At 54.0% G+C, this 26424-nt stretch carries 23 protein-coding genes; 20 read left to right on the top strand and 3 right to left on the bottom strand.

From position 1 onward, the window contains the following. Positions 1-264: 264 nt before the first annotated feature. From LVJ83_RS02640 to LVJ83_RS02620, 5 genes are all read left to right on the top strand, one after another. Positions 265-1917, top strand: a complete 1653-nt coding sequence (locus LVJ83_RS02640) for an ABC transporter substrate-binding protein (RefSeq protein WP_244786051.1) — start codon at positions 265-267, stop codon at positions 1915-1917. Positions 1918-2025: 108 nt separating this feature from the next. Then, positions 2026-3042, top strand: a complete 1017-nt coding sequence (locus tag LVJ83_RS02635) for an ABC transporter permease (protein ID WP_244786049.1) — start codon at positions 2026-2028, stop codon at positions 3040-3042. An 84-nt stretch (positions 3043-3126) separates the two neighbouring features. Continuing rightward, complete coding sequence (locus LVJ83_RS02630) at positions 3127-4035, top strand: ABC transporter permease (RefSeq protein ID WP_244786047.1); 909 nt, start codon at positions 3127-3129, stop codon at positions 4033-4035. Further along, complete coding sequence (locus LVJ83_RS02625) at positions 4035-5030, top strand: ABC transporter ATP-binding protein (protein ID WP_244786045.1); 996 nt, start codon at positions 4035-4037, stop codon at positions 5028-5030. Before LVJ83_RS02630 ends, LVJ83_RS02625 begins: the two co-directional genes overlap by 1 nt. Next, on the top strand, positions 5027-5998 hold the full coding sequence (locus LVJ83_RS02620) for a peptide ABC transporter ATP-binding protein (protein ID WP_244786043.1): 972 nt from the start codon (positions 5027-5029) through the stop codon (positions 5996-5998). The genes LVJ83_RS02625 and LVJ83_RS02620 overlap by 4 nt, the downstream gene beginning before the upstream one ends. Before the next feature lie 110 nt (positions 5999-6108). On the opposite strand, the gene LVJ83_RS02615 is transcribed toward LVJ83_RS02620, so the two are convergent. The 3 genes from LVJ83_RS02615 to hslO form a co-directional block, all read right to left on the bottom strand. Next, the gene (locus LVJ83_RS02615) at positions 6109-7017 is read right to left on the bottom strand and encodes a dienelactone hydrolase family protein (protein WP_244786041.1); all 909 of its coding nucleotides are present in this window, start codon (positions 7015-7017) and stop codon (positions 6109-6111) included. A gap of 382 nt (positions 7018-7399) precedes the next feature. After that, on the bottom strand, positions 7400-8374 hold the full coding sequence (locus tag LVJ83_RS02610; RefSeq protein ID WP_244786039.1) for a lactate/malate family dehydrogenase: 975 nt from the start codon (positions 8372-8374) through the stop codon (positions 7400-7402). Positions 8375-8464: 90 nt separating this feature from the next. Further along, positions 8465-9379, bottom strand: coding sequence for an Hsp33 family molecular chaperone HslO (gene hslO / locus LVJ83_RS02605; protein WP_244786037.1), 915 nt, complete (start codon positions 9377-9379; stop codon positions 8465-8467). Positions 9380-9551: 172 nt separating this feature from the next. Between hslO and LVJ83_RS02600 the strand changes: the two genes are divergently transcribed. The 15 genes from LVJ83_RS02600 (at position 9552) to LVJ83_RS02530 (ending at position 26401) form a co-directional block, all read left to right on the top strand. Next, the gene (locus LVJ83_RS02600; RefSeq protein ID WP_244786035.1) at positions 9552-10394 is read left to right on the top strand and encodes a class II glutamine amidotransferase; all 843 of its coding nucleotides are present in this window, start codon (positions 9552-9554) and stop codon (positions 10392-10394) included. A gap of 431 nt (positions 10395-10825) precedes the next feature. Then, on the top strand, positions 10826-11284 hold the full coding sequence (gene nrdR, locus LVJ83_RS02595) for a transcriptional regulator NrdR (RefSeq protein WP_244786033.1): 459 nt from the start codon (positions 10826-10828) through the stop codon (positions 11282-11284). A gap of 76 nt (positions 11285-11360) precedes the next feature. Continuing rightward, a complete protein-coding gene (locus LVJ83_RS02590; protein ID WP_244786031.1) occupies positions 11361-11933 on the top strand; it encodes a cytochrome C in 573 nt (190 codons plus the stop codon). Between the two features lie 25 nt (positions 11934-11958). Next, positions 11959-13089 (top strand): bifunctional diaminohydroxyphosphoribosylaminopyrimidine deaminase/5-amino-6-(5-phosphoribosylamino)uracil reductase RibD, encoded by a 1131-nt coding sequence (ribD, locus tag LVJ83_RS02585; RefSeq protein WP_244786029.1) that lies wholly within the window; start codon positions 11959-11961, stop codon positions 13087-13089. Between the two features lie 236 nt (positions 13090-13325). Continuing rightward, positions 13326-14633 (top strand): nucleotide sugar dehydrogenase, encoded by a 1308-nt coding sequence (locus tag LVJ83_RS02580; protein ID WP_244786027.1) that lies wholly within the window; start codon positions 13326-13328, stop codon positions 14631-14633. A 269-nt stretch (positions 14634-14902) separates the two neighbouring features. After that, positions 14903-16321: a lipopolysaccharide biosynthesis protein gene (locus LVJ83_RS02575; RefSeq protein WP_244786025.1), complete on the top strand. Its 1419-nt coding sequence runs from the start codon at positions 14903-14905 to the stop codon at positions 16319-16321. Between the two features lie 39 nt (positions 16322-16360). Further along, positions 16361-17533 (top strand): glycosyltransferase, encoded by a 1173-nt coding sequence (locus LVJ83_RS02570; protein WP_244786023.1) that lies wholly within the window; start codon positions 16361-16363, stop codon positions 17531-17533. Positions 17534-17543: 10 nt separating this feature from the next. Continuing rightward, positions 17544-18818: an O-antigen ligase family protein gene (locus tag LVJ83_RS02565; RefSeq protein WP_244786021.1), complete on the top strand. Its 1275-nt coding sequence runs from the start codon at positions 17544-17546 to the stop codon at positions 18816-18818. Next, the gene (locus tag LVJ83_RS02560) at positions 18815-19885 is read left to right on the top strand and encodes a glycosyltransferase family 4 protein (RefSeq protein ID WP_244786019.1); all 1071 of its coding nucleotides are present in this window, start codon (positions 18815-18817) and stop codon (positions 19883-19885) included. Before LVJ83_RS02565 ends, LVJ83_RS02560 begins: the two co-directional genes overlap by 4 nt. 15 nt (positions 19886-19900) lie before the next feature. Beyond that, positions 19901-21073, top strand: a complete 1173-nt coding sequence (locus LVJ83_RS02555) for a glycosyltransferase (RefSeq protein WP_244786017.1) — start codon at positions 19901-19903, stop codon at positions 21071-21073. After that, positions 21066-21683 (top strand): sugar transferase, encoded by a 618-nt coding sequence (locus tag LVJ83_RS02550; RefSeq protein ID WP_244786015.1) that lies wholly within the window; start codon positions 21066-21068, stop codon positions 21681-21683. The genes LVJ83_RS02555 and LVJ83_RS02550 overlap by 8 nt, the downstream gene beginning before the upstream one ends. Continuing rightward, positions 21670-22638: an ATP-grasp domain-containing protein gene (locus tag LVJ83_RS02545; RefSeq protein WP_244786013.1), complete on the top strand. Its 969-nt coding sequence runs from the start codon at positions 21670-21672 to the stop codon at positions 22636-22638. The genes LVJ83_RS02550 and LVJ83_RS02545 overlap by 14 nt, the downstream gene beginning before the upstream one ends. Then, positions 22635-23309 carry an HAD family hydrolase gene (locus LVJ83_RS02540; protein WP_244786011.1) on the top strand — a complete coding sequence of 225 codons (675 nt, stop codon included), beginning with the start codon at positions 22635-22637 and terminating at the stop codon, positions 23307-23309. The genes LVJ83_RS02545 and LVJ83_RS02540 overlap by 4 nt, the downstream gene beginning before the upstream one ends. Then, positions 23303-24478 (top strand): DegT/DnrJ/EryC1/StrS family aminotransferase, encoded by a 1176-nt coding sequence (locus tag LVJ83_RS02535; RefSeq protein ID WP_244786009.1) that lies wholly within the window; start codon positions 23303-23305, stop codon positions 24476-24478. Before LVJ83_RS02540 ends, LVJ83_RS02535 begins: the two co-directional genes overlap by 7 nt. Before the next feature lie 21 nt (positions 24479-24499). Continuing rightward, entirely contained in the window at positions 24500-26401 is a 1902-nt protein-coding gene (locus tag LVJ83_RS02530; RefSeq protein ID WP_244786007.1) for a nucleoside-diphosphate sugar epimerase/dehydratase, read from the top strand. Positions 26402-26424: the final 23 nt, after the last annotated feature.

Below are 26424 nucleotides of genomic sequence, written 5' to 3'. Positions count from 1 at the left end.
TGAAATCATTTTCAGACGGCCTTTACTATTTTTACCCCCACCCCGGCACATGCAGGCAATACGACATATTTTCCAATAAATTGAAAACATTATCCGTATTCGCCGACATATGATTTTGTTGTTTATCAATCATATATGGATAAACCACCTTACCTATTCACGAAAAAACACCTTGCTTTACATTTTCATTACCGCGTATATTATGTGGCAAGGCGGCACGGACTGCCACCGATTCTGCTCATACTTTGCAAAAGGAAAGCCATCATGTCCCACCCGTTTTTCAAACTCAGCGCCATCGCTGCATTAACCTTGGGTCTCGCCGCATGCGGTGGCGAGAAAGCCGCCGAAAGCGCCGCTGACGGCAGCCAGGCATCCGGCATGGGGGGGGGTAGCGCCACCCTGATCTACTGTTCAGAAGGCAGCCCTGCCGGCTTTGATCCGGCACAATATACCTCCGGCACCGATTTTGATGCCAGCTCCTATCCGATTTACAACGGCTTGGTAGAATTCAAACGCGGCGAAACCGAAATCCAACCGGCCTTGGCCGAAAGCTGGGACATCAGCGAAGACGGCAAAACCTATACTTTCCATTTGCGCCAAGGCGTGAAATTCGGCAAAACCGACTATTTCACTCCCACCCGCAATTTCAACGCCGATGATGTGGTTTTCACTTTAAAACGCCTCACCGACAAAGATTTTGATTTCAACAAAGCCTACCCGGCCGAATTCCCTTATGCCGCCGATATGGGGCTGCCTGATCTGATTGAATCTGTTGAAAAAGTAGACGACCACACCGTTAAAATCACCCTGAAAGAAGTAGAAGCGCCTTTTCTGCAAAACATCGCCATGCCGTTTGCCTATATCGACTCGGCTGAATATGCCGACCAATTGGTAAAAGCGGGCAAGGCCGCCGATATCAATACCAAACCGGTCGGCACCGGCCCGTTTGTGTTCAAGTCTTACTCTAAAGACACCCAAATCCGCTATACCAAAAACCCGGATTATTGGGATAAAGACAATATCCACATCGATAATCTGGTTTTTGCGATTACCAAAGATTCTGCCGTGCGCGCACAAAAAGTGCAGGCCGGCGAATGTAACGTAGCCGCCTATCCGAAACCCGCCGAAATCGAAGCGGCCAAAAAATCCGACAAAGTCAACGTGATGGACCAGCCCGGCTTCAACCTCGGCTATCTGGGCTATAACGTCGAGCACGGCAAACTGGGCGATTTGAAAGTGCGCCGGGCGCTGGATATGGCCATCAACAAAGATGCCATCATCAATGCCGTTTACCAAGGCGCCGGCATCAAAGCCACCAACCCGATGCCGCCCACCCAATGGGGCTACAACGACACCCTGAAAGATGCGCCTTACGATCCTGAGCAAGCCAAAGCGCTGCTGCAAGAAGCCGGCGTGCCTGAAAATCAGGAATTCAACCTCTGGTATATGCCGGTGCAACGCCCCTACAACCCCAATGCCAAGCTGATGGCCGAGATGGTGCAGGCCGATTGGGCGAAAGTGGGCATAAAAGCCAAGCTGGTTACCTATGAATGGGGCGAATACCTCAAACGCGCTCAAAAAGGCGAACCCGATGCCATTATTGTCGGCTGGACCGGCGACAACGGCGACCCCGACAACTGGCTCGGCACACTCTTGAGCTGCGAAGCGGTAGGCGGCAACAACTATTCGCGCTGGTGCAATCAAGACTTCGACAAACTGGTGGTCAACGGCAAACGCAACAACGACCACGACACGCGCGTGGCCGACTATGAACAAGCCCAGCTGATTTTTAAAGAGCAGCTGCCCTGGACCACCATGGCCCACTCTGTGGTTACCGTTTTCACCACCCCGAATGTGAAAGAATACAAAATCAGCCCGTTCGGCTCCGTGCGCTTTGACGGCGTAAAAGTGGAATAAGGCCGTCTGAACACCGCTGCCGGTGAATCATTCCATCGCAGCGGTGTTTTTTCGCTTTATTCGAGGCCGTCTGAAACGGTCTGTCTCCATTTTTGAAAGCTTTCATCCATGCTGATGTATGTTTTACGCCGAATTCTGATTCTGATACCCGTGTATCTCGGCCTCACCCTCTCCACATTCACCCTTATCCGGCTGGTACCGGGCGATGTGATCGAAGTGATGATGGGCGAGCGCATGGTCGACCCGGCCATGCACGCGCAAGCACTGCACCGCTTGGGTCTCGACAAACCGCTGCCGGTGCAATACTGGGATTACCTCACCAATATCCTGCAAGGCAACTTCGGCGAATCGTTCCGCACCCGCACCCCGGTGCTGGAAGATTTTTTTGCCCATTTTGTACCCACCATGGAGCTGGCTTTCTGCGCCATCATGATTGCCAGCATCATCGGCATCACCCTCGGCGTAATTGCCGCCCTGCGCCGCGGCTCGTGGCTCGACTACACTTTAATGTCGGGCGCACTCGCGGGCTATTCGATGCCGATTTACCTTTTGGGCCCGATTCTGACCGGCATTTTTGCCCATTATCTGGGCTGGCTGCCGGTATCCGGCGTGATTTCTGTGGCCAAATATCTCGATGTGCAGCCGCTTTACGGCTCGTGGCTGCTCGGCTCGCTGTTTTCCGGCCAGCCCGGTGCCTTTTGGGATGTGGTGAAACACTTTATCCTGCCGTCCATCGCCCTTTCCACCATTCCGCTGGCCATGATTGCACGCATGACCCGTTCGGCCATTCTGGAAGTATTGGGTGAAGACTACGTGCGTACCGCGCGCGCCAAAGGCCTGTCGCCCCACCGCGTGATTATGGTGCACGTGATGCGCAATGCGCTGATTACCGTGATTACCGTGGTCGGCCTGCAAGCGGCGGTATTATTGGCCGGCGCCATCCTCACTGAAACCATTTTCAGCTGGCCGGGCGTAGGCAGCTGGCTGCTCGACGGCTTTTTTACCCGCGATTATCCGATTGTGCAAAACGGCATTTTGCTGGTGGCCACCGCGCTGATGCTGATCAGCCTCTTGGTCGATATTTTATACGGCGTCATCAACCCGCGTATCCGCCATGCATCCTGAAACCGATAACAATAATACCCATTCAAAAAAGCAAGCTAACGCAGCTAGGTTATTTCTGCGAATGGGTATAACAGGGCAACAAACATGACCACTTCTTCTACCCCTCTGGCGGTTGGCACCGCCGTTGCACCGCCCGCTTCATGGCAGCTTTTCACCACCGCCTTTGCGCGCAACAAAGGCGCCGTGCTGGGTCTGCTCATCTTGCTGGCCATGGTATTCACGGCTCTGCTGGCGCCCCTGCTGGCGCCGCACGACCCCTATCAGCTGTTTACCGGCAAAGAGCAGCTGCCGCCTGTCTTTCTCGGCGGCGAAGCCGCTTTTCCGCTCGGCACCGACGATGCCGGCCGCGACACGCTTTCACGGGTGATTTACGGCGCGCGCTATTCGCTCTTTATCGGCTTGTGCGCCACCGGTCTTTCGATGATTGTCGGCGTTACCCTCGGCCTTTCCGCCGCTTTTTGGCCGAAGGTATGGGGCAAGGGCGTGATGCTGGTCAACGATATCCTGATGTCGTATCCCAGCCTGTTGCTGGCCATCATCATCGCCGCCATCCTCGGCCCCTCGATGACCAACACCATCATCACCATTGCGCTGGTCTGCCTGCCGCCATTTATCCGCCTCACCCGCGCAACCGCCATGGTGGAGCTGCAACGCGATTACTTTACCGCCTCCAAAGTGATGGGGGCGGGCACCTTGCGGCTGCTGTTTATTACCATTTTGCCCAACTGCATGGCGCCTCTGATTGTGCAGGCCACCATGATTTTTTCATCGGCCATTCTCGAAGCCGGCGCCATCGGCTTTCTCGGTTTCGGCGTGCAGCCGCCTGATGCCGAATGGGGCGCCATGCTCGGCACTGCGCGTCAATACATTCAAAGCAATGTGTGGCTGGCCATTTGGCCGGGCTTGGCGATTTTCCTGGCTGCCCTTTCCATCAACCTTACCGGCGACGGCCTGCGCGATGCCCTCGACCCGAAACTGAAGCAGGTGTCGTGATGGCTCAACCCGTATTGCTCGATATTGAAAATCTTTCGGTGACTTTCGGCCGCGGCGCACGTGCTTTCCGCGCGGTAGACGGCATTTCGCTCCAGCTCAAACAAGGCGGCGTGCTGGCGGTGGTGGGCGAATCAGGCTCCGGCAAATCAGTGACCATGATGGCGCTGATGGGGCTGTTGCCCGACTCTGCCGCCATCCGCGCCGATAAATTGGTGTTCGACGGGCGCGACCTGCAAACCATCAGCGCGCGCGACAAGCGCAAAATCATCGGTAAAGATATTTCGATGATTTTTCAAGATGCCATGACCAGCCTCAACCCCAGCTTTACCGTGCAGATGCAGATTGGCGAAGTATTGAAAACCCACCTGGGTCTGCGCGGGGCGGCGGTGAAACAGCGCATTCTCGAATTATTGGAATTGGTGGAAATTCCTGATGCCAAAAACCGGCTCAATGTTTATCCGCACCAGCTTTCAGGCGGCATGAGCCAACGTGTGATGATTGCCATGGCGCTGGCCTGCGAACCGAAACTACTGATTGCCGATGAGCCGACCACCGCGCTCGATGTAACCGTGCAGGCGCAGATTATGGATTTACTGCACCGCCTGCAACTTGAAAAACAGATGGCGATGGTGCTGATTACCCACGATTTGGGTTTGGTGGCCGAAAACGCCCGAGATGTAGCGGTGATGTATGCCGGACAGGTGGTGGAAACCAACACCGTGCCCGAAGTGTTTCAAACACCCGCCCATCCTTACACTGAAGCACTGCTACAGGCCATTCCCGAGCTTGCCGTCGGCCAAAGCCGCCTGCACAGCCTGCCCGGTGTGGTGCCGAGCCAATACGACCGCCCCACCGGCTGCCTGCTCTCACCGCGCTGCCCTTATCATGAAGCCCGCTGTGATGCCCCGCCGCCGTGGCAGCCCAGCGCCCACGGCTATGTGCGCTGCATCCATAGCAGCCTGCCCGTCCGCCAGATTTTCGGAGCAAAAGCATGAGCGACAACATCGTATTGAAAGCCGACAGCCTGCACCGCCACTACCCCGTATCGCTCGGCATCGGTAAAGGCCGTGCCGTGGTCAAAGCGCTCAACGGCATTTCATTTGAGCTGGCCGCCGGCAAAACACTGGCCGTGGTGGGCGAATCAGGCTGCGGCAAATCCACACTGGCACGCCAGCTGACGCTGATTGAAGCCCCTTCGGAAGGCGAACTGTTTATCAATCAGGCCGCCACCGCCCACCTGGGCAAACGCGCGCTCAAGCAGCTGCGTTCGGAAATCCAAATGGTGTTTCAAAACCCTTACGGCAGCCTCAACCCGCGCCAAACCGTCGCCTACCAGCTTACCGAGCCGCTCACCATCCACACCCGGCTATCCAAAGCCGAAAAACAGCAAAAAGTGCATGCCATGATGCAGCAGGTAGGCTTGCGCCCCGAGCATGCCGGCCGCTACCCGCATATGTTTTCAGGCGGCCAGCGCCAGCGCATCGCACTGGCGCGCGCCATGATGCTGAACCCGAAAATCGTGGTGGCCGACGAGCCCACTTCTGCCCTCGATGTATCGATTCAGGCGCAGGTATTGAATCTGTTTATGGATTTGCAAGACCAATACCACACCGCTTATGTTTTTATCTCGCACAACCTTTCAGTCGTGCGGCATGTCGCGGATGATGTGATGGTGATGTATCTGGGCCGCGCAGTAGAACACGGCCCGAAAGCAGCAATTTTCGAAAACCCGCAACATCCGTACACCCAAGCCCTGCTGGCCGCCGCACCGAGTGTTAACGGCCACAAAACCGATTTGCACCTCAAAGGCGAACTGCCCAGCCCGCTCAATCCGCCCGGCGGCTGCGCCCTGCACCAACGCTGCCCTTATGCCGCCGAACGTTGCGCACAGGAAGAGCCGGCATTGCGCGAATGGAAAGGCCGGCTGGTCGCCTGCCTGAGGCTGGAAGAAATCGCCGCTTGAATGGGTTATCGTCAAATATATAAAAAACAAAGAATCAAAAACAAAGAATCAAAAACAAAGGCCGTCTGAAAGCTGTTTCAGACGGCCTTAATATTTGCACACGCTCCCCATCAAGCCAAATGCTGTCGGAAAAAATCCATCGTGCGCTGCCATGAAAGTTTGGCCGCGGCTTCATCGTAGCGCGGGGTGGAATCGTTATGAAAACCGTGGTTGGTACCGGGATAATGATAGGCCTGATAAACTTTGCCGCCGGCTTTCAGTGCCGCTTCATATGCCGGCCAGCCTGCGTTTACCCGCTCATCGTGTTCGGCATAGTGCAGCATCAGCGGCGCGCGGATGGTCGGCACTTCTTCCAGCGGCGCCTGGCTGCCGTAATAAGGCACGGCGGCGGCTAAGTCGGGCAGACGGGCGGCCATCATATTGGAGACCCAACCGCCGAAGCAAAAGCCCACCACACCGACTTTGCCGTTGCAGTCGGGATGGTTTTTCAAATAACGGTAAGCGGCGGTAAAATCGGCCAGCATTTCATTGCGGTCGCGCTTGGCCTGCATTTCGCGGCCTGTATCGTCATCGCCGGGGTAACCGCCCAGAGGCGATAAGGCATCGGGCGCGAGTGTGATATAACCTTCGAGCGCCGCGCGGCGGCCGACATCGGCAATATAGGGGTTCAGACCACGGTTTTCGTGTACTACGATGATGCCGCCGACCTTGCCGTTCACATTGGCGACCTTGCCGTTCACATTGGCCGGACGGCTTAGCTGACCGCTGATTTTACCGCCGCCCTCGGGCGAATCGAAAGTGATGCTGCACGTTTGCAGACGGCGGTCGGCGGGCTGAATCTGAATGGCGCGCGCATAATCGGGCAGCAAAAAGCCTGCCAGCGCCGCCGCACCCACTCCGCCGACGGCATAGCGCGACAGTTGGGCCATAAAATCGCGGCGGCTGATGCGGCTGTGGGCGTAATCATCGTAAAGGTCGAATACTTCCTGCTTGATGTCTGCTTTTTTCAATTTGCTCATCCTGCCCTCCTTATGGCGTTTAAAAACACGCAGATATGGTGTCACCACAACTTTTTATAACAATATCTTCCGCCTGTGGCAAGCCGGAGGCCGTCTGAATGCCTATCCTGCCTGCACACAACATGCAGGAAAAAAAGGCGCCTATCTGCATAAAGGCCGTCTGAAAAACATCTAAAAAATGCTTCAGACGGCCTTTATGCCCGGTTATATTCATTCTGTCGGCCAGACACGGCTTCAACGCTAGGGTGTCCTGACCATTCAGAATGATTCAGATTTTTTGTGATAAAAGTGTAGATGCCAGGCAAAAAACGCAGCAAGTTTGGGCATCTTGCGAGGCTTTTTAACGCAGCAGATGTGCTTTTAGCGCCAAAAAGATGATGATTTATTTCATCAGCCCGGTTTCCTTGGCCACCTGTTCGATAACCTGCCTGAGCTGTTGCGCCGATTCTTGCACTGCGCCCAGCTCGTCGGCGGGCAAACGGTAATTAACGATGCGCTCTACGCCGCGGCTGTTGATCACCACCGGCACATTTAGCACCACATCACGCAAGCCGTATTCGCCCTGCAACAATACGCCCACCGGCAACACCGAATGCTCGTTGATGCCGATGGCACGGATAATGCGGAACACGCTGCCGGCAATGCCGTGGTTGGTGTTCATTTTGCGGTTGAAAATCTCCAGCCCCGCCTGTTTGGTTTGCGCCAGCAATTCGTTTTTGTCAAACAGCGGCAGGCCGTTGGCTTCGCAATAATCATCGAGGCTCTGCCCGGCCACCTGCACCGCGCTCCACGGAATCACGCTGTGGGCGCCGTGCTCGCCCCACACCATGCCGAAAATGTTTTTCGGGTCGAGGCCTACGCGCTCGGCGATGATTTTCATCAACCGCGCCGAATCAATCACACAGCCGGCGCTGATCACCTGCTGCGGTGTGAGCGAGGTATTGGCGATGATGAAATAAGCCAGAATATCGCAAGGATTGGTGACCACAATCACCACCGCACCGGGGGCATGGCGCGAAATTTTTTTGCCGATGTCTACCGCAATCGGCGCATTCACCGCGGCCAGCTCCAATCTGTCCTGCCCTTTTTTGATTTGCGCACCGGCGGTTACCACCACCACATCAGAGCCGGAAATATCGGGATAGTCGCCGGCAATGATGCGGGTGTTTTTGGCGAACGACAAGGCGCTCACATGGCTGAAATCCATCTGTTCACCTTCGCTGCGCTCGCGGTTTAAGTCTACAATCACCAGCTCGCGGCAATCGCCCATGCTGAGCAGATAATGGCAAACGCCCACGCCCACCGCGCCTGCGCCGATAATCGAAACCTTCATGGCCGCCTCCAAAATTGTTAACAATTATTCTTAAATACCATCATACACCCACAGGCCGTCTGAAATCAAAAATCCCCGCCGCACGGGCAGGGATTTTTGATTTCAGACGGCCTGTTATTGCAAACGCTGCGCCTCTTCGCGCACGGCATTTACCACATCGCTGCCAAACAGCGCATTGACATCGGTTTCGTCAAACACATATTTTTCATTGCAAAAATCGCAGTCGATTTCCACGCTGCCCTGCTCGGCCACCACTTCACCGATTTCCTGACCGCCCAACATCAACAGCATATCGCTCACTTTACCGCGTGAGCAGGTGCAGGCGAATTCGATGTTTTCCGGCTCAAACACGCGCGGCGGGGTTTCGTGAAACAAACGGTAAAGCACATGTTGCGCATCCAGCCCGGCCAATTCTGCGGCGGTTGCGGTTTGCGCCAGCGTGGCCACGTGGTTCCAAGCTTCGGCATCGATTTCTTCTTCAGGCAGGCGCTGCATCAGCAAACCGCCGACGGCCTCATCAGAAGCAGCCAGGGTAATGTGGGTATCGAGCTGCTCGGAGCGTTTCATATAGTTCATCAGCAATTCGGCGATGCTGCCGCCTTCAAGCGGCACCACGCCCTGCCACGGCTCGCCGTCTTGCGGTTGCAGCGTCAGCACGAAGACGCCGTTGTCGCCGAGCAGGTCGCGCAGGTTTTCATCATCTCCGATTTCAGCGTGTTCGTCCCAACGGGCGGTGGCGCGGCAGGTGTGTTCGGATGTGGCTTCCACCACCAGCATTTTCAGACGGCCCTGCCCCTGCACCTGCACAATCAGCGTGCCGTCGATTTTCAGGTTGCTGGAGAGCAGCGAGCCGGCCGCCAACAACTCGCCCAGGGCTTTGCGGATGGCGGCGGGATAGTGTTTGCGGCCGACGATGTGCTGCCACACTTCTTGCAGGCGCACATGCAGGCCGCGCACGGGCATATCGTCGAAAATAAAACGGGTGCGGCAATCGGCATGGCTGATGGCGGCGGCGGTATTTGTGGTCATAATGGTTCTTTCCGGATGATTCTGTGTTTTTAAGTTGAAGCTAATATGGTTACAGGCCGTCTGAAATCAAGAGGCCGTCTGAAGTGCGCTTGTGAAATGTAATTTGACTATCTGCCGCAATCACGATACGGTTTGGTTTTGTGCACCGATTGATTTTGCTTGAGGATAATTTATGTGCCAGCTTTTGGGCATGAACTGCAACACCCCCACCGACATTGTTTTCTCGTTTGAAGGTTTCCGCCTGCGCGGCGGCCTCACCGACCACCATGCCGACGGCTTCGGCATCGGTTTTTTTGAAGGCCGCGGCGTGCGCCTGTTTCACGACGACAAACCCAGCGCGCATTCGCCGGTGGCCGATTTAGTGCGCGCCTATCAGATCAAGTCGGAAAACGTGATTGCCCATATCCGCAAAGCCACGCAGGGGCAGACTTCGCTGGCCAACACCCATCCTTTTATGCGCGAAATGTGGGGCGAATACTGGCTGTTTGCCCACAACGGCCATCTGAAAAACTTTTTCCCCGCCCAAGGCGAATATTACCGCGCGGTGGGCAACACCGATTCGGAGCGGGCGTTTTGCTATATTTTGGAACAGCTGCGCCGGCGGTTTCGCGAAAAGCCCGACAACGACACGCTGTTTGACACCATCACCGCGCTTACCGCCGAAATCCGCAGCCACGGGCTGTTTAATTTTATGATGTCTAACGGTGATTTTCTGTTTGCCCACGCCAGCACGCTCTTATATTACATTGTCCGCAAAGCGCCTTTCGGCGAGGCCAAGCTGTTGGATGACGATGTGGCGATTGATTTTGCCGCCGTTACCACACCCGATGACAAAGTGGCGGTGATTGCCACGCTGCCGCTGACGGTTAACGAGCAATGGGCGCAATTGGCGGTGAATGAATTGGTAATGTTTGAAGGCGGCGATATCGTGCGGCGCAATCTTCCCGCAAACCCGGTATATATGAGCGCCGAAGAAGGGCTATCCATTGCCCGTGCGGCCGGCGTGTCGGTATAGGCCGTCTGAAAAACCGCTGCACACCGGCTCCGCGCCACCCATACAGCCATTGACAAAAGCCAGCGTACCAGGCGGCAAGCCGAAGACAAGTATGAGGTCGGTTGAATGGGCACTTCAGCGCCTTAGAGTATAATCCCAGGGTGTCCCGACCATTTGATTTACGGGTGCTTTTTGCCTCTGGAAACGCATCTGCTGCGTTAAAAAATTCTCGCAAGATACCTAATCTTGCTGCGTTTTTTGCCTGGCAGCTGCATTTTCAGAAACAAAAATCCCCTCATAAACGACACATCAGGAAACCCTAGCGAAACCAACCCTCTTCGCATTGAAGCCGGTCGGGTTATTTTAGTGAATGGGTATAACCCCATATACTATACGGAAATCATCCGTTTAAGTTACAATCAGCCATTCCCGCCACCGTTTAAGCCCATGCCATGAAATGCCCTTTCTGCCAAAACGCCAATACCCAGGTCACCGATTCGCGGCTCTTGGAAGAAACCAACAGCATCCGCCGCCGCCGCCGCTGCCCGGCCTGCGACCAGCGCTTCAGCACCTTTGAAACCGTTGAAATGCGCATGCCGCAAATTATCAAAAGCACCGGCGAACGGGTGTTGTTCAACCCGCTGAAGCTGCGCACCAGCCTCGAACGCGCCCTGCACAAACGCCCCATCGATGCAGAAGCCATTGACGACACCGTGGCGCTGATCGAGCAGCGCCTCTACCGGCTCGGCCATAAAGAAGTGCCTTCCCGGCTGGTGGGCGAAATGGCGATGGAAGCCTTAGCCGAAATCGACCAAGTAGCCTATGTGCGCTTTGCCTCGGTGTATAAAAGCTTTAACGACGTATCGGAATTCACCCAAGCCATCGCCACCCTGCCCAAAGAAGCCGAATAATCTCGCCCCGCACCATGCAGATTTGCTATACTGTTGCACCGATTACGTTATTTCAGCATCACACACGGAATTTAAAATGAAATACTACTCTGCATTTGCCCTCACCGCTGCCGCCCTTTTGAGTTTGAGCGCCTGCGGCCAACAAGCCGAAACTTCAGTGCCTGCCGACAGCAGCGCAGCCGCCGCATCCGCCCCCGCCGGCGATGCCTTGCAAACCCTGACCAGCAGCGACGGCAACATCCGTATTCTGGTTCAAGGCGGCCGGTTTGAAGAAGCCGACAAAAACACAGCCGCCCTGCCCGCCAACGTTAACGCCGACGAGCTGACCCTGCTGCAAAACGATAGCAGCCGCGACATCACTCTTTATGCCGTTAATCTGGGCGCCGCCAAAACCGATGCCAAAACCTATTTTGCCAACCTGAAAAGCGCGCTGGATGCTGCCGAAGGCCTGCAAGATGCACAATCGGGCGCCGCCACCACCACCCGCATGAATTACCGTTTTACCCAAACCGATGCCGACGGCAACACCCTGCGTGAAAACTGTATCGCCATTCATGAAACCAACATCTATAATGTATGCGCCAACAGCAGCACCGCCTCGCAAGAAGCACTCTCTGCCGTATTGAAAGATGTGAACCTGGTTAAATAAATCTTCGTATCAAAGGCCGTCTGAAATGTTTGACGCTACCGATATTCAAATGATGCAAAACGCCCTCGCCCTTGCCTGGCAAGGGCGTTTTTCGACATCGCCCAATCCGCGCGTGGGTTGCGTAATCGCCCGCGGCAGCCAAGTCGTGGGGCAGGGTTTCCACATTCAGGCAGGCGGCCCGCACGCCGAAGTGCACGCGCTGCGCCAAGCCGGTGCGTTGGCGCGCAGCGCAACCGCTTATGTCACGCTGGAGCCGTGCAGCCACTACGGCCGCACCCCGCCTTGTGCCAAAGGGTTGATTGAAGCCGGTGTTACCCGCGTGGTGGCCGCAATGACCGACCCCAACCCGCTGGTGGCAGGCAAAGGCTTGACCATGCTCGAAGCCGCCGGCATCGAGGTGCAAAGCGGCCTGCTTGAAAACGAAGCGCGCATGCTCAACCGCGGATTTTTGTCGCGCATCGAACGCGGCCGCCCGTTTGTCCGCCTCAAATGCGCCGCCAGCCTCGACGGCAAAACCGCGCTTTCAGACGGCCGCAGCCAATGGATTACCGGCGCCGAAGCCCGTGCCGATGTGCAGATACTGCGCGCCGAAAGCTGTGCCGTTATTACCGGCATCGGCACCGTGCTGGCCGACAACCCGCAGTTGAACGTGCGCGCCTTCCCCACTCTGCGCCAGCCCGCCCGCATCATTCTCGACAGCCGCCTGCAAACGCCGCTGCACAGTCATTTGGTGCAAGACGACAGCGCCCCGACTCTGATTGCCACGTTGGAAACCGACGAAGGCCGTCTGAACGCCTACCGCCGATATCCGCATATCAGTATCTTGAGGCCGTCTGAAAACCACGGCCGCATTGATTTGAATGATTTACTGCGGCAACTGGCCGAGCGCGGATACGGCGAAGTGCTGGTTGAAGCCGGCGCCAGGCTGGCCGGCGCATTTCTGGAAGCCGCTCTGGCAGATGAAATCGTGTTGTATCAGGCGCCGAAAATACTCGGCAACCAAGCCCGCGGGCTGTTTGCACTGCCGGAAAACCCTGCCGCATTAAATGAAACAAGTGCCTGGCAAACGGTTGCCGTGTCTGTTTTGGGCAATGATACCAAGTGGCTGATGCAGCCCGCTCGCGATATACGGTCTGAAAACGACATAAATGCATAAATAATTTGTTTTTAAAAGATATTTTACCTACAGTATCGCAGGTTACTACCGCTTTCAAAAGTTCCCCAACTACCGTACAGCCGCGATTCTGCGCGATAAAACATTACTGTTTGCTCTCTTTTTTGTAAATCTCTATGATGGTTTGCAAATATACGAACCTGAATGGTATCCGGCAGTCTGAGCTTACCAAAGCCGTTCAAACCATTATTACTTTAACTATCTTATTGAGAGCCGTCATGAAAGAGACAACGATTCAGAAATTTGCCGACAAAACCGCCAAAATCGGTATTGTCGGCTTGGGCTATGTAGGTTTACCGCTGATGCTGCGTTATGTAGACGTAGGCTATCCGGTGTTGGGCTTTGATATCGACGAGGGCAAAGTCAGCAAACTGAATCGGGGGGAAAGCTATATCGAGCATATTCCGACCGAAAAAATCGCTGCCGCCCGCAACAGCCTGTTTGAAGCCACCACCGATTTTTCACGCATCGCCGAAGTGGAAGCCGTGATTTTGTGCGTGCCCACCCCGCTCAACAAATACCGTGAGCCGGACATGAGCTATGTGATCAACACCACCGATGCCGTCAAACCGTATCTGCGCGCCGGCCAGGTGTTGTCGCTGGAATCCACCACCTACCCCGGCACCACCGAAGAGGAGCTGCTGCCCCGCTGCGAAGAAGGCGGCCTCAAAGTCGGCCAAGACATCTTCTTGGTTTACTCCCCGGAGCGTGAAGACCCGGGCAACCCCAATTTCGAAACCCGCACCATTCCCAAAGTGATTGGCGGCCATACCCCGGCCTGCCTGGAAGTGGGCGTGGCACTTTACCAACCGGCCATCGACAAAGTGGTGCCGGTCAGCTCCACCAAAGCAGCCGAGCTGACCAAACTGTTGGAAAACATTCACCGTGCCGTAAACATCGGCTTGGTCAATGAAATGAAAATTGTGGCCGATAAAATGGATATCGACATCCATGAAGTGATTGATGCCGCCGCCACCAAGCCTTTCGGCTTTGTGGCCTATTATCCCGGCCCCGGCTTGGGCGGCCACTGCATCCCGATTGATCCGTTTTATTTGACTTGGAAAGCACGTGAATACGGTGTCAACACCCGCTTTATCGAATTGGCCGGCGAAGTTAATTCACACATGCCCGACTATGTAATCGGCAAAATCAGCCTGGCTTTGAACGAGCACAAACGCGCCATCAAAAACAGCAAAATCCTGATTTTGGGCATCGCCTACAAGAAAAATGTCGACGACATGCGCGAAAGCCCTTCTGTTGAAGTGATGGATCGGCTGCATGCCTTAGGCGCCGACATTGCCTATTCAGACCCGCACGTACCGGTATTCCCGAAAATCGAAGGCCACCACTATTTCGATTTATCTAGCGAGCCGCTGACTGCCGAAAATATTGCCAAATTCGATTGCGTTGTCATCACCACCGATCACGACAAATTCGACTATGATTTGCTGAAACAGCATGCCAAGCTGATTATCGATACCCGCGGCCGCTTCCAGGGTAAAGATGCCAAAATCATCAAGGCTTGATACTTCTCCTGCCGTATGCCGGGGATATCCCGGTATGCGGCATTTCTGTATGGCGGAGAAAATTTGTTTTCAGACGGCCTGTTGGATGCGGCAGGCCGTCTGAAACCCATTCACAAAAGTAAACCCAACAAGGCAGCAAGGCGGGCCGACGTGGTTAGGTTATTTTTATGAATGGGCATGATGCCTGAGCAGCTTACTTTTTATGAGTATAAAAACGAATCACCATTTTCTTTCGAAAAGCACCGACATGCTTGCTTTGGAATTTTTTCATGAATGCTAACAAATTATTGGGTTATGCACTCGGTCCGCTGGGCAGCGCGGCGGCCGGTGCCATTTCTTTACCCTTGATTTCTTGGTATTTCAGCCCGGAAGATATCGGCCGGATTGTCTTGCTGCAAACGGTATCGGCGATGATTTTATTGGTGATGAGTTTAGGGCTGGATCAGGCCTATATCCGTGAATACCATGCCTCAGACAACAAACCCGCTTTATTTAAAACCATCACGGCCTTGCCGCTGCTGCTGTTAGCCGCTGTCTGCCTGGTGCTGCTGTTCAAGCTGGAACTGCCGGCGCAGTGGGTGCTTGAGCTGCCCGATGCATCACTCGGCCTGTTGTGCCTGATTTTTTTCTTCACAACCTTACTGGCACGTTATTTATCGGTTATTTTGCGGATGCAGGAAAGAGCCTACGCGTTTTCACTCAGCCAACTGATTCCCAAAATTCTGATTTTGGCTTTGATTTTGGCATATGTGTTATTCAGCCTGCCAAAAACCACTTTCAACCTGATTTTGGCGTATGCGCTGGCACAACTGCTGACGGTGGCCGTTTTGGTGCTGCAAACCCGCCATGAGCTGTCTAAAGCCGTCCGTGCGCCGTTCAGCTTGCCGCTTATGCAAGAAACTTTGCGCTACGGTTTGCCGCTCGCATTAGGCGGCCTCGCTTACTGGGGGCTGTCTGCTGTTGACCGCTTTCTGTTAAAACAACTCGCCGGCCTGAGTGAGCTCGGCATTTATTCGATGGCCGTCAGCTTTGGCGCCGTAGCTTTGATTTTCCAAAGCATTTTCTCCACCATTTGGGCTCCTATGGTGTTCAAATGGGTTAAAGAAGGCATTCATCTCAACAAAATAACCCATATCGTTGAAGCCATGCTGGCTTTGTGCACCGCCATTCTATGTTTGGTCGGGCTTTTTTCACCGCTTATCCCCATACTGCTGCCGCAAGAATATGCGCCGGTGCAATTTATTCTGCTTTCCAGTATTTTGTTTCCACTGTTCTACACGCTGACCGAAGTGACCGGTATCGGCATCAATGTCAGCAAGCGCACCTGGTTGATTACCGTTTTCGCACTATCGGCCTTGTTGTGCAATTTCGGCCTGCTGCATCTGTTGGTGCCTCATCTGGGGGCGCGGGGCGCGGCAATGGCAACCGCAATCTCATTCTGGCTCTTTTGTGTGATGAAAACTGAAGCTTCCAGCCGCCTGTGGCAGCCGCTTCCCAAAACCAAAATATACGGCACCACCTTTTTTTGTTTACTGTCCGGCCTTGCCTACACTTATTTGGGCAACAGCCGCAATTACTTTATTTTTGCAGTCATCTGGCTGGCCGTCATTATCTGGCTATGCATGCAGCATAAACAACATCTGGCCCATGCGGCCGCTGCCATTCAAGGCCGTCTGAAAAACAGATAAACCATGCTTTTTTAAATATATTTAGCGAGCAACCCGATTATGCACGTACTTATTCTGCCCTCTTGGTATCCGGAAACACCTGATGATGTAGACGGTATTTTTTTCCGCCAGCAGGCTCAGGCGCTGCAACGCTCTGGCTTGAAAGTCGGCGTTGTCGCGCCACTGTTCCGCTCCATGCGCGGCAAGCCGGAAACCATTCTGTCTGCCAATTATGGTTTTGATGATTATGTCGAACAAGATGTGCCGACTTATGTTTATCACAGCATGTATTTCTTCCCCCGTACACGCCTCGATCAACGCCGTTGGGTCAATGCCGGTAAGAAACTGTTCAAACGCTATGTTGCCAAACACGGCCGGCCGGATGTTTTACATGCCCACAGCATGAATCACGGCGGTATTCTGGCGCATGCCATTCATCAGCAAACCGGCATTCCCTACGTGATTACCGAACACAGCTCGACTTATGCCCGCAAATTGATACACGACTGGCAACGCCCCGGTATGCAGGCGGCCGCGGAAGCATGTGCCTCGCGCCTTGCCGTGAGCCATGAATTTTGCACCTTGCTCAAGCGGGAATATCAAGGGCTGGAATGGCAATACCTGCCCAACATTTTATCCGCGCCTTTTGAAGCACCGGTCAATCTCGCGGCCAAACCCGCCAACGATGTCTTTACTTTCTGCTCGGTTGCGCATTTGCAACCTAAAAAAGGCTTCGATATCTTACTGCCCGCTTTTGCCGAAGCCTTAAAAGCCCGCCCGCAGATGCAGCTCAAAATCGGCGGCACCGGCCCTGAAGCAGCCAAACTGCAACAATTGGCTGAAAATTTGAATTTGGGCGCCCCAGTCACATTTTTAGGCGGATTGAAAAATGACGAAGTGTTGGCATTAATGTATGCAAGCGATGCTTTTGTATTGGCAAGCCGCGTGGAAACGTTCGGCGTGGTGTTTATTGAAGCACTTTCCCAAGGCTTGCCGGTTATCGCCACCCGTTGCGGCGGCCCGGAAAGCATCGTTACCCCCGATAACGGCATACTCATTCCTACCGAAAACCCGCAGGCGCTGGCTGAAGCCTTGGTTCGGCTATACGACACACGCAGCCGCTATGCCGCCGCCGATTTAAGGCAGGCATGCCTGAATGAATTTGGCGAGCGCAGTATTGTGGATCAACTGACCCGGCAATATCGTGCAGCTGCCGCCCGCCACTCTGTTTAACAGGCCGAACGTGAAAATCAAAAGCTCAACCCTTTATCTGTTTCTAACCTACAGCATGCTGGTTTGCTACATGCTCGGCCCGACCCTGTCTTACAGAGTCGGCATCCCGCGCATTGATAACCCGATGACATTACTGTTTATTATATTGTCATGCATTGCTTTTCTGTTGGAGCGGAAAGACTTCCCTAAAAAAATTCTGAATGCACTGATTCCGCTGACCATCATGAGCGGCTGGAGTTTGCTGCATATTTTGATTTCACCGATGAGCGCAACCCTGTTTGCCGATCTGATGCTGTTTGCCATTTTGCCCGGCTATTTTTACATGCTCTATCTGGTCATCAGCCGGCATCCCGATCAATTAAGGTTTATTCGCACTTTTCTTTTGTGTTTCAGCTTTTTTATCACGGCTCCCGCAATTATCGAATTAACCACCGGCTTTCAATTTGTTTTTGGCGATGAAGCATTTTCTTTGGAAGCCGGCACTTTGAAAGGCCTTTTCTTCAACCCGAACAACCTGGCCACCACCACCCTGTGCATCACACCCGCCGTTTTGATTTTTTTCAACCTGATCGGGCGCGACAAAAAAAGCATGCTGACAGGTTGGGCATTGTTTATCTTATTGGGCGTTGTGATCTTTGCCAGCGCATCCCGCACCGCCATCATGGTTTACATCATGTTGTGGCTGCTGTTTTTGGTTTACCGCCAAAACGGGCTGACCACGCTTTTTACGCTGGGCGCCGCCGCGCTGGTGTTGAATATGATTCCATCTACCGCCATTCAGAATTTTTTATTATCGCTTAACGGCAATGAATTTCTGGAACGTTTTTCCTCACGGCTGTATCTGTTTTTATATGATTTAGGCAGCGACAACTCCGTTTCTTACCGCCAGGAAATCTACAATCATTTTTGGAACAACCCGCCTTTTCTGTATGCAGGATACGGGCCGCGGAATTTCCGTGATTATTTCAGCGGCCATTTGAGCGATAGTCTGGGTTTTACCAACCCGCACAGCTTTCTCATCGAACTTTATCTCGCTTTCGGCATTGTCGCCTTTTTGGGCTTTCTGGTTTACGTCAGCGTTTACCTCATCACGTGTGCGGGCGCCAAGCATTATTCTTCCAAAATCCGGTTTATCGCCGTATTCAGCATGCTGCTGTTTCTGGTTGCCGGCTTTATACCGTCAACCATTATGCGGCTGCCGTTTATCTGGCTGCCCAACTTTTTAATTTTTATCTATATCGTATGCAACAAACCTCAAAGCCACCATACTGGAGCCACCCCATGAAAATCATCCTCACCTCTTCCATGAGCGGCCTCGGCGGCACCGAAAACGCCACTTTCCGCTTGGGCAGACTATTACGCCAATATGATCACGATGTCGTGCTGGCTTCTTCAGACGGCCCGTTGATTGCAGAAGCCAAAAAATTGGGCATCCGCTGGCAGCCGATTGATTTTTACCAAGGCGGCACACTCGGATACATCAAAGGCATGATGGCCTATACCAAATTACTGAAAGCGGAAAAACCCGACATCGTGCATTGCCAGATGGCACGCATCGTACCCGCCTGCGCGATTGCTGCCAAAATCGCCTCGCCCAAAACCAAAGTGTTTTACCACGCGCGCGGTCTCGACCCGGAAACCTATCCGAAAATCGCCAAGCTGTTCGACAAACTGGGCGTATATATCATCGGCAACTGCAAACACGAACGGGAAAAACTGATTCGCTACGGCTTTCCCGCCAACCGCATCAGCTATACCTACAACGCCTTGCACAAACCTGATTACGTGCCTGAAAAAACCGAAAAAGATTATCTGATGCTGGGCACACTCTCACGCTTGGATAAAGTACGCGCCGTGCACCTGATGCTGCCCATTTTCAAAACCCTAATCGACCGCGGCCTGCCCGTGCGCCTGTCTGTCGCCGGTATCGGTGAAGAAATGGACAACCTGAAAGCTCAAGCCGCCGATTTGGGCATTGCCGACAAAGTCACTTTTTTGGGCGGCGTGCGGGATTTGACTGCTTATTTCAAAGAGGTGGATATTTTGGTAAACACGCCCAATTGTGCCGGCGACCACGGTGCAGGCGTCGGCAATAATATTCTTGAGGCCGGCCTCTACGACACCCCTGTCGTTACCTACGATATGGCGGGTATTTCCGAAATGGTGATTAACGGCCAAACCGGCTATTGCATTCCGTTGGGCAATGCCGATGAATTTGCCGATGCGGTAGAAGCGCTGGTGCACGACAAAGCCTTGCGCGAACGTTTGGGCAAAGCGCTGCATGCACATGTGGCCGCGTTGTGCTCCGATGAAGAAATCTACCGCACCACCATGGCCGCCTACCATATGTAAGCAGGAAGATAGCTGATGAAGATTACCATTGTCGCCCCCTATTGCTCGCTGCCGAGCGAACCGCATTTCAACCGTTTTTGGTATTTGGCCGAATTATTAAGCCGGTCGCATGATGTTTTACTGATTACCAGCAATTTCAAACATTACGACAAATCGTTCAGACGGCCTGAAGATGCCGAAGCCGCCTCAACAGGCCGTCTGAAAGTCAAGTTGATGCGGGAAAGCGGTTATGCGAAAAACGTCTCGTTCGCGCGCGTCAAAAGTCATGACGTATTCGTCAAAGATTTCGAACGCTGGCTGGAGGCTTGCCAACCCGGCGAACAAGACGTAGTTTTTTCCGCTTATCCCCTAATTGCGACCAATATTCTGCTCGGCAAACACAAATCACGTTTGGGCTATAAACTGATTATCGATGTACAGGATGTGTGGCCGGAATCGTTTTCATCGGTGGTGCCGGTATTGAAAAAAATCCCCCACAACCTGCTGCCGTTTGCCGCCCGCGCCAACCGTGCCTACCGTTATGCCGACGGTTTGGTAGCGGTATCGCAAACCTATCTCGACCGCGCACACGAAGCCAATCCCGAGGCGCCCGGCGAAGTGGTGTATATCGGTGCCGACTTTGAAACGCTGGAGCAGGTAACCGCCAAAACCTTTTCAGACGGCATCACACACCTGTTTTATTTGGGTACATTAAGCTTCAGCTACGATGTAGAAACCGTATGCAAAGGCGTGCAAAAGCTACTCGACAGCGGCGAAAAGATTGCATTACACATTATGGGCGGCGGCCCCGATTTGGAAAAGCTGCGGGCTTATGCCAACGAATCGATTATTTTTTACGGCTATGTGCCGTATGCCGAGATGATGGCCATCGCCAAAGGCTGCGATATTGCCGTCAATCCGATTCATTCCTACGCCATGCAGTCGATTACCAACAAACTCTCCGATTATATGGCCTTGCAGAAACCGATTTTAAACAGCCAAGTCAATGACGAAGTGGCCGAAGTGCTCACCCTGCTGCCGCATGCAAACTACCGTTCGGGCGATGTCGACAGCTTTGTTGCCGCTGCCCGGAAAATCCTGCGGCATCAAAACGACCCCGTGCAGTCGCAAGAAATCGTGCACCGCTTCAAGCGCGATGTGGCTTATCAAAAAATCGTCGCCCTGATTGAGAAACTTGCCCATGAATGACTTGTTGAAACGCTTATTGGATATCCTGGCCTCGGCAGCGGGGCTGATTGTATTGTCGCCGGTATTTCTGCTGCTGATTTACCTGATCCGCAAAAACCTCGGCGCACCGGTATTCTTTACCCAAACCCGCCCGGGCAAAGACGGCAAACCGTTTAAGATGATTAAATTCCGCTCCATGCGCGATGCGGTCGATGCCGGCGGCAACTCCCTGCCCGACAGTGAGCGCCTGACCCCTTTCGGCCAAAAGCTGCGTGCTACCAGCCTCGACGAGCTGCCGGAATTGTGGAACGTATTGAAAGGCGACATGAGCCTGGTCGGCCCCCGCCCCTTATTGATGCAATACCTGCCGCTTTACAACGACTTTCAGCGCCGCCGCAATGAAGTCAAACCCGGCATTACCGGCTGGGCGCAGGTCAATGGCCGCAATGCCATCTCGTGGAACCAAAAATTCGAATATGATGTTTGGTATGTAGACAACCGCAGCCTATGGCTGGATATGAAAATCTTATTTTTAACCGTAAAAAAAGTATTTGTGCGCGAAGGCATTTCGGCACAGGGTGATGCCACCATGCCCTTCTTCACAGGAAACGATGACCATGAAAAAAAATAATATTCTGATTTTATCTGCCGGCCGCCGCGTGGAGCTGGTGCAAGACTTCCAAACCGAGGCCGCCAAGTTTTCAGACGGCATCCGCATTTATTGCACCGATTTAAACCCGAAAATGTCTTCCGCCTGCCAAGTGGCCGACGGCGCGTTTGCCGTGCCCCGAATCAGTGCGGAAAACTATATTGACAGTATTTTTCAACTTGCCGACGAACAAAACATCGGTTTGATTGTTCCAACCATCGACACCGAATTATTGAAGCTGGCCGAAGCGCGCAGCCGTTTTGAAGCGGCGGGCACCCATATTATCGTGTCGGGCAGCGACCTAATCCGGCAATGCCGCGACAAGCGTGATTCGGTTGCCCTGTTTGCCCGCTACGGCATTGAAGCGCCGAAAATCTACGCGCCCGACGACATCGAATTTCCGTGTTTTGCCAAGCCCTACGACGGCAGCCGCGGCATCGGCGCCCAAGCAGTTAACAGTGCGGAAGAATTGACCGACGAGCTGAAAAACGACCCCAAAATGATGTTTTGCCAGCTGATCGACATTCAAAACACCTTCAAAGAATTTACCGTTGATATGTATTACGACCGTGAAGGCCGTCTGAAATGCGCCGTGCCGCGCGAACGTTTGGAAGTGCGCTCCGGCGAAGTGAGCAAAGGCGCCACCCGCCGCGGCTGGCTGTATGACTTTTTAACTGAAAAACTGGCCGTGCTCGAATCAGCACGCGGCTGCATCACCGCCCAGTTTTTCTACCGCGAAGAGAGCCACACCGTTTACGGCGTGGAAATCAACCCCCGCTTCGGCGGCGGCTTCCCGCTCACTTACGCGGCAGGTGCGCATTACCCGGGCTGGCTGATTCGCGAATACCTCTATAGTGAAAACATTCCCTGCTTCGACGAATGGGAAAACGATTTGATTATGCTGCGTTACGACGCCAAAGTATTGGTGCGCGGATGAGCCTGAACATTAACGCCGCCGACAGCGTGATTGTGTTTGACCTCGACGATACGCTGTATTCGGAATTCGACTATAAAGTATCCGGCATCCACGCCGTGTGTGCGCAGCTTGCCGAGCTGTATCCGCAATACAGCGCTACAGATTTGCTGGCGCTGCTGGATACACACAAAAGCGACTGGCTCGACCGTTTGTGCCGTCATTGCGGGCTGAACGATGCCGAAAAAGCCTCGCTGCTGTGGCATTACCGCCTGCACCGGCCTGCCATCCGCCCCTATATGCCGTCTGAAAACCTGAGCGCCTTAATCCAACGCTTTGCCGCCAGCGCATTGATTTCAGACGGCCGCAGCCTGACTCAGCACTTGAAACTGAAGGCCTTGGGTTTGAGCGGTTGTTTTGACCACATCTTGATTTCAGAAGCCTTTGCCTCCGAAAAGCCGCAACCGGAGCGGTTTGACTTTATCCGCAAACAGTATCCCGGCAAAACATGGATTTATATCGGCGACAACATCAAAAAAGATTTTGTCACCCCCAACAATCAAGGCTGGCTCACCATCGGCCTGAAAGCTTCGGCCAACAACATCCATCAGCACGATGCCGCCGACTTTCCCGCCACCCACCAGCCCCGCTGCTGGATAAACGATTTAACCGAAATAAAGGATTTGCTATGTTGAATACTTCATTATCGCCTTGGCCGAGTTTCACCCAGGAAGAAGCCGATGCCGTATCGCGTGTTTTGCTGTCCAACAAAGTCAACTACTGGACCGGCAGCGAATGCCGCGAGTTTGAAAAAGAGTTTGCCGCCTTTGCCGGCACCGAATACGCGGTGGCATTGGGCAACGGCACGCTGGCGCTGGATGTGGCGCTCAAAGCCATGGGCATCGGTGCCGGCGATGATGTGATTGTGACCTCGCGCACCTTCCTCGCTTCGGCCTCATCCATCGTGACCGCCGGCGCCAACCCGGTGTTTGCCGATGTTGATTTAAACAGCCAAAACATCAGCGCCGAAACCATTCAGACGGCCTTAACGCCGAATACCAAAGCCATTATCGTGGTGCATCTGGCCGGCATGCCGGCTGAAATGGATGCCATCATGGCCTTGGCCGACCAACACAAACTGTGGGTGATTGAAGACTGCGCCCAAGCACACGGTGCCAAATACAAAGGCCGTCCGGTCGGCTCCATCGGCCACGTCGGCGCCTGGTCGTTCTGTCAAGACAAAATCATGACCACCGGCGGCGAAGGCGGCATGGTCACCACCAACGATAAAGCTTTGTGGGAAAAAATGTGGTCGTATAAAGACCACGGCAAAAGCTACGATGCCGTCTACAACCGCCCCCACCCGCCCGGCTTCCGCTGGCTGCATGAAAGCTTCGGCACCAACTGGCGCATGATGGAAATGCAGGCGGTTATCGGCCGCATCCAGTTGCAGCGCATGCCGGCATGGACCGCCAAACGCCAAGCCAACGCCGCCAAACTCGAAGCCGCCATGAAGCCGTTTGCCGCCATCCGGTTGGTTGAGGTGCCCGATGATATCGAGCACGCGCAATACAAATTTTACGCCTTTGTGAAACCGGAAAACCTGCAAGCAGGCTGGACGCGCGACCGCATCGTCAACGAGCTCAATGCTTTAAACGTGCCCTGTTTTCAAGGCAGCTGCTCGGAAGTGTATTTGGAAAAAGCCTTCGACAACACGCCCTGGCGGCCGAAAACCCGCCTGCCCAATGCCGTTACCCTCGGTGATACCAGCCTGATGTTTTTGGTGCACCCCACGCTGACCGACAGCGAAATGGATTTCTGCTGCCGGCACATCCAAGCCGTTTTAACCCGGGCCACCGCCTGATTTTACTCAGAAATACCGACCATGATTTTGGAAACCCTGCTTGCCCTGCCCCGCAACGTCAAAAAAACCTTTTTCGTGATTCACGATATCTTGGTGATTTTTGCGGCCTTTTGGTTTACCCAAAGCCTGAAGGCCAGCTATTCGCAAGAATGGTTCAGCAGCGCCAACTGGCTGGCATTTGCCGCCACCGCCGGCCTGACCATCCTGCTGTTTGTGCGCCTGGGCCTGTATCGCGCCGTCACCCGCTACGTCAGCACCAAAGTGCTCACCACCGCGGTGTTGGGCAGTATGATTTCGGCGCTGCTGTTTTTCATCAGCGTGCTGATTTTTGAGCAACGCCTGCGCCTGGCATTGCCGGTGGCTTATTTTCTGATGCTGGTGGTGCTGATTGCCGGCTCGCGCGTTATGTTGCGCACCCTGCTCAGCGGCCGCCAAACCCAGCAGATGACTCCCGTGATTATTTACGGTGCCGGCCAATCCGGCCGCCAGCTGCTGGAAGCCATCAAACAGGTCAGCGAATACCATGCCATCGCTTTTGTTGACGACAACCCCAAAATCCAGCGCACGGTTATCTATGATCTGCCGGTACACAGGCCGTCTGAAATCGGCGCCTTAATCCAGCGCTACGGCGTCGAAAAAATCCTGCTGGCCATTCCCAGCGCCAACAGCGAAGAGCGTAAAACCCTGCTTCAGCGGCTGGAGCCTTATCCGTGCGAAGTATTGGCCATCCCCGGTATGAAAGATTTGGTCGACGGCAAAATCAACGTCAGCTCGCTGAAAAAAATTTCCGTGGTCGATTTGCTCGGCCGCGACCCGGTGGCGCCGCGCCCGGAGCTGATGGGCGCCGACATCAACGCCAAAGTGGTGATGGTAACCGGTGCCGGCGGCTCCATCGGCTCAGAATTGTGCCGCCAGATTATCCGCCAACAGCCCGCCAAGCTGATTTTATTTGAATTGTCTGAATTTTCTTTATACAGCATCGATAAAGAATTGCGCGAATACCAGGCCGAAAACGGCATGAACATTGAAATTTTGCCGCTGCTGGGTTCCGTGCAGCACCGCAGACGCCTGTTCAGCGTGATGCAGGCTTACGGCGTACAAACGGTTTATCATGCCGCCGCTTACAAACATGTGCCGATGGTCGAATTCAACACCATCGAAGGTGTGCGCAACAATATATACGGCACCCTGTTTTGCGCCCAAGCCGCCATCGAAGCAGCCGTGGAAACCTTTGTGCTGATTTCTACCGACAAAGCCGTGCGCCCCACCAACACCATGGGCGCCAGCAAGCGCATGGCCGAGTTGGTTTTGCAGGCGCTGGCCGCCGAGCCCGGCCAAACCACCCGCTTTTGCATGGTGCGTTTCGGCAATGTGTTGGGCTCGTCCGGCTCCGTAGTGCCGGTGTTTGAAAAACAAATTGCCGCCGGCGGCCCGGTCACCCTCACCCATGCAGAAATTACCCGCTATTTTATGACCATTCCCGAAGCCGCACAGCTCGTGATTCAGGCCGGTGCCATGGGCAAAGGCGGCGATGTGTTTGTGCTCGATATGGGCGAATCGGTCAGAATCATTGATTTGGCGAAACAAATGATCCGTCTGAGCGGTCTGGAAATAAAAGATGAGGCGCATCCCGATGGCGATATCGCCATCGAAGTAACCGGCCTGCGCCCCGGCGAAAAACTGTATGAAGAATTATTAATCGGCGATGCGGTGGAACATACCACTCATCCCCGCATTATGACCGCCAACGAAGTGATGCTGCCGTGGGTAACACTTTCTGACATACTCGAACGGATGGATCAGGCCTGCCGCCAGTCAAACCAAATGACATTGCGCCAACTGCTGCAAGAAGCGCCTACAGGCTTCAACCCGAAAGACGATATCTGCGATTTGGTTTGGCAACAAACCCATCAGGCCGTCTGAAACCTTTCAGACGGCATTTGAAA

Origin of the sequence: Uruburuella testudinis, assembly GCF_022870865.1 — a bacterium.
GTDB lineage: Bacteria > Pseudomonadota > Gammaproteobacteria > Burkholderiales > Neisseriaceae > Neisseria > Neisseria testudinis.
This window is presented reverse-complemented; position numbering and strand designations above follow the sequence as displayed.

What these genes read in the sequence shown, in the direction of transcription:
- LVJ83_RS02560 (WP_244786019.1), top strand. Translation starts at nt 18,815, where the DNA reads ATGAAAATCATCCTCACCTCTTCCATGAGCGGCCTCGGCGGCACCGAA.
- LVJ83_RS02545 (WP_244786013.1), top strand. Translation starts at nt 21,670, where the DNA reads ATGAAAAAAAATAATATTCTGATTTTATCTGCCGGCCGCCGCGTGGAG.
- LVJ83_RS02625 (WP_244786045.1), top strand. Translation starts at nt 4,035, where the DNA reads ATGGCTCAACCCGTATTGCTCGATATTGAAAATCTTTCGGTGACTTTC.
- LVJ83_RS02640 (WP_244786051.1), top strand. Translation starts at nt 265, where the DNA reads ATGTCCCACCCGTTTTTCAAACTCAGCGCCATCGCTGCATTAACCTTG.
- LVJ83_RS02575 (WP_244786025.1), top strand. Translation starts at nt 14,903, where the DNA reads ATGAATGCTAACAAATTATTGGGTTATGCACTCGGTCCGCTGGGCAGC.
- LVJ83_RS02530 (WP_244786007.1), top strand. Translation starts at nt 24,500, where the DNA reads ATGATTTTGGAAACCCTGCTTGCCCTGCCCCGCAACGTCAAAAAAACC.
- LVJ83_RS02535 (WP_244786009.1), top strand. Translation starts at nt 23,303, where the DNA reads ATGTTGAATACTTCATTATCGCCTTGGCCGAGTTTCACCCAGGAAGAA.
- LVJ83_RS02620 (WP_244786043.1), top strand. Translation starts at nt 5,027, where the DNA reads ATGAGCGACAACATCGTATTGAAAGCCGACAGCCTGCACCGCCACTAC.
- LVJ83_RS02615 (WP_244786041.1), bottom strand. Translation starts at nt 7,017, where the DNA reads ATGAGCAAATTGAAAAAAGCAGACATCAAGCAGGAAGTATTCGACCTT.
- nrdR (WP_244786033.1), top strand. Translation starts at nt 10,826, where the DNA reads ATGAAATGCCCTTTCTGCCAAAACGCCAATACCCAGGTCACCGATTCG.
- ribD (WP_244786029.1), top strand. Translation starts at nt 11,959, where the DNA reads ATGTTTGACGCTACCGATATTCAAATGATGCAAAACGCCCTCGCCCTT.
- LVJ83_RS02555 (WP_244786017.1), top strand. Translation starts at nt 19,901, where the DNA reads ATGAAGATTACCATTGTCGCCCCCTATTGCTCGCTGCCGAGCGAACCG.
- LVJ83_RS02600 (WP_244786035.1), top strand. Translation starts at nt 9,552, where the DNA reads ATGTGCCAGCTTTTGGGCATGAACTGCAACACCCCCACCGACATTGTT.
- LVJ83_RS02590 (WP_244786031.1), top strand. Translation starts at nt 11,361, where the DNA reads ATGAAATACTACTCTGCATTTGCCCTCACCGCTGCCGCCCTTTTGAGT.
- LVJ83_RS02580 (WP_244786027.1), top strand. Translation starts at nt 13,326, where the DNA reads ATGAAAGAGACAACGATTCAGAAATTTGCCGACAAAACCGCCAAAATC.
- LVJ83_RS02635 (WP_244786049.1), top strand. Translation starts at nt 2,026, where the DNA reads ATGCTGATGTATGTTTTACGCCGAATTCTGATTCTGATACCCGTGTAT.
- LVJ83_RS02570 (WP_244786023.1), top strand. Translation starts at nt 16,361, where the DNA reads ATGCACGTACTTATTCTGCCCTCTTGGTATCCGGAAACACCTGATGAT.
- LVJ83_RS02630 (WP_244786047.1), top strand. Translation starts at nt 3,127, where the DNA reads ATGACCACTTCTTCTACCCCTCTGGCGGTTGGCACCGCCGTTGCACCG.
- LVJ83_RS02540 (WP_244786011.1), top strand. Translation starts at nt 22,635, where the DNA reads ATGAGCCTGAACATTAACGCCGCCGACAGCGTGATTGTGTTTGACCTC.
- hslO (WP_244786037.1), bottom strand. Translation starts at nt 9,379, where the DNA reads ATGACCACAAATACCGCCGCCGCCATCAGCCATGCCGATTGCCGCACC.
- LVJ83_RS02550 (WP_244786015.1), top strand. Translation starts at nt 21,066, where the DNA reads ATGAATGACTTGTTGAAACGCTTATTGGATATCCTGGCCTCGGCAGCG.